Here is a 2,543-nt window from a genome sequence, read left to right as displayed (position 1 = left end):
TCAGCTATCAGCTATCAGCTATCAGCTATCAGCTTATGCCCGTAGCGCAATCGGTGCTTTTGAATAAAATAAGCTGACCACTGACCACTGACCACTGACCACTGACCGCCCATCCCTGGCCAAATCAACTCACTTTAAAATCAGAAATCGTCTCAATCCACACCCTAGCCCCACATTTTAATGGGTCATCTGGACGATACATCACCCGACAGGGGCCATTGACTTCTACCGTATGACCGTAAGTATTTTTAGAACCCCGTTTGACCGTGATCACAGGGTTGCGCTCCCCGCTCTTGAGATTTTGGCGAATTACCTTCTGATTAACGTGAATCACAGCCTTAGTGTACTGCGTGCGCTTTGACCAATTCCGCTTCGGTCCGCGAGTACCAGGGGTGACCACCGGCATACCGTCAAACAGAGGAATCACCCAAGTTCTACCCACCTTATAAGCCCCCTTAACTCTGCCCTTGCTCAGCAGGAAACGGACGCGAGTGGCAGAAACACCTAGTAATTCAGCAGCTTGGGCGGTAGAAATCATCATGGCGGTTTAACCATTGCTTTAACGTTACTGTTAACTTAACACAAATTCTCATAAAATGCAAGGGGTTAGAAAAACTATGGCATTGACACTATCTCTAGTTAGAGGGTGGTAAGGGTTTTAAGAGAGGAAAGAGTTAAGGGGGTCAGAAAAACTGTTGCATTAACGCTATCTCTAGCTAGAGGGTGGTAAGTGTTGTAAAAGTTGTAAGCGAGTTAAGAGTGGAAAGAGGGATAAAAAAAACTATTGCAGCGATGCAGCGCGGTCTTGGGGGTTTCCCCCATGAGCGACTGCATCAAGACACTGACACACTACATTGGTCAGCAGCACACAAAAAAGCGATCGCTATTTTGAGAAGCAGTATGCGATCGCTATTTTGAGAACCAGTATGCGATCGCTATTTTGAGAACCGGTATGCGATCGCTATTTTGAGAACCGGTATGCGATCGCTATTTTGAGGACCAGTATGCGATCGCGTTTACACAACCGTTATGCGATTGGCCATAGGCCACGCTACGCGATGAAGCGTTCGCAAAGCGTGGCCTATGGCCTCAGCTTCCGCTAAAAGCGATCGCATTTACAGAACTGCTACCCGAACGCACCAAATACAACTACTCCCGATTCCCGATTCCCGATTCCCCACACCCTAATTCCACTCTCCCTGAAGCACAAAAGCAGCCCAATAATAAGGAGACTTCCACTCAGTTTCCTCTTGCATCTGTAACTGTGCCTTTCTCAATGCCTCAGCTGGTGATAACTTCTTCTTCAACATCAACCGATAGAATCGAGTCATAATTTCTGCTGTGGCTTGGTCATCAACTTTCCATAAACTGACCAATACCCGAGGGGAACCCGCATACATAAATCCTCGGGTTAGTCCTACTAGCCCTTCTCCTTTGATGTCCTTAGCCACTCCCGTTTGGCAAGCACTTAATACTACTATGTCAGCATTTAGTTTGAGGTTAAAGATATCATGGAGTCTGAGGAAACCATTGGTGAAATTTCCCGTTTCATCCACCAAGGATAGTACAATTCCTGATAATTCTGGGGACTTAGTATTGAGGATGCCATGGGTAGCCAGATGGACGATGCGATATTGGCTCAGTTCAGGGTTAGTCGCAGCAGTAAAATTAGCATCGAAGTCGAAAGCCGAGGTTTTTTCAGTGTCTTCTGGGATAAGGTTAAGGATAGCTTCCGCTTCTTGGCGAGTGCCAGGTAGGGAGTCAAATTTGCCATCTCTGAGGTTTTTGACTGAACGCTGAAGAGCAAGGGATCGTAAATCTGAGGGTTGTGTTTGAGAAACGGTAGTTTTGCCATTGTTGATCCGTTTATCATCGATACTGAACACAGGATCCGCTAAGACCGCTAAAGCTTTTGGGGCAGCTTTTCTGGCTTGATTTTCATGGCGGATGGTGGCTAAACTGGAACTAGAGGGTAAATTGATAATCTCGTAGTTCGTGATTAGGGGTTGTTGATTTTCTGAGACCGAAAGGGCAGCAAAGGGAATGTATTGTAAGAAGCCATCAGCTACAATTACAATCCGCTTTTTAGTTAATTTATCCTTAGCAGGGTGAAGAATTGCCTTACTTAATGGAGTTACAGCTTGAGTAAACGCCTTGGCATTGCTTTTGGTAGTAAACTTAATTAGATTCTTGACCCAATTGTTGATGTCTTTCTGGGAGGCAAGTTCATAACTGGTCATTTCCTCTTTGGTAACCACCCAGAGATAACTTTGTTTTCTACCTAGAGAATACTGTAATAAAACCGTATTCTGATCTAAAATATCCTCTTGAATTTTTCCCAAGGTCAGGGGTTGAGGATAATTTAAAGCTGCATAGTTAGGACTTTTAGCCCGAATTTTAGTTTGTAAGTCGTGATACTCTTTTAATATACTTTTACGTTTTTCCTTGATCGCTTTTTTTTGTTCATCGGTACTATTAGGATTGTTATCAATCTCTAAGCGTTGTGTTTCGGTAGTATCAAGTTGACCTTGTAAGCTTTTTTA

General features: G+C 44.3%; 3 protein-coding genes. 1 reads left to right on the top strand and 2 read right to left on the bottom strand.

From position 1 onward, the window contains the following. Window positions 1–124 precede the first annotated feature (124 nt). Window positions 125–541, bottom strand: coding sequence for a helix-turn-helix domain-containing protein (locus F6K37_RS37895; RefSeq protein WP_287256200.1), 417 nt, complete (start codon window positions 539–541; stop codon window positions 125–127). Window positions 542–792: 251 nt separating this feature from the next. On the opposite strand from F6K37_RS37895, the gene F6K37_RS37890 reads away from it, so the two are divergent. After that, entirely contained in the window at window positions 793–918 is a 126-nt protein-coding gene (locus F6K37_RS37890; protein ID WP_287256197.1) for a hypothetical protein, read from the top strand. Window positions 919–1,184: 266 nt separating this feature from the next. Here the strand turns inward: F6K37_RS37890 and F6K37_RS37885 are convergent, their stop codons facing one another. Next, entirely contained in the window at window positions 1,185–2,342 is a 1,158-nt protein-coding gene (locus F6K37_RS37885; RefSeq protein ID WP_287256195.1) for a CHAT domain-containing protein, read from the bottom strand. Window positions 2,343–2,543 lie beyond the last annotated feature (201 nt).

The organism is Moorena sp. SIO4E2 (assembly GCF_010671945.1).
GTDB classification, from domain to species: Bacteria; Cyanobacteriota; Cyanobacteriia; order Cyanobacteriales; family Coleofasciculaceae; genus Moorena; species Moorena producens.
The sequence above is the reverse complement of the archived record's forward strand: the minus strand, read 5'-3'. Positions and strand labels throughout refer to the sequence as shown.

Excerpts from the sequence above, each read along its gene's own strand:
- F6K37_RS37895 (WP_287256200.1), bottom strand. The coding sequence starts at position 541 with ATGATGATTTCTACCGCCCAAGCTGCTGAATTACTAGGTGTTTCTGCC.
- F6K37_RS37890 (WP_287256197.1), top strand. The coding sequence starts at position 793 with ATGCAGCGCGGTCTTGGGGGTTTCCCCCATGAGCGACTGCATCAAGAC.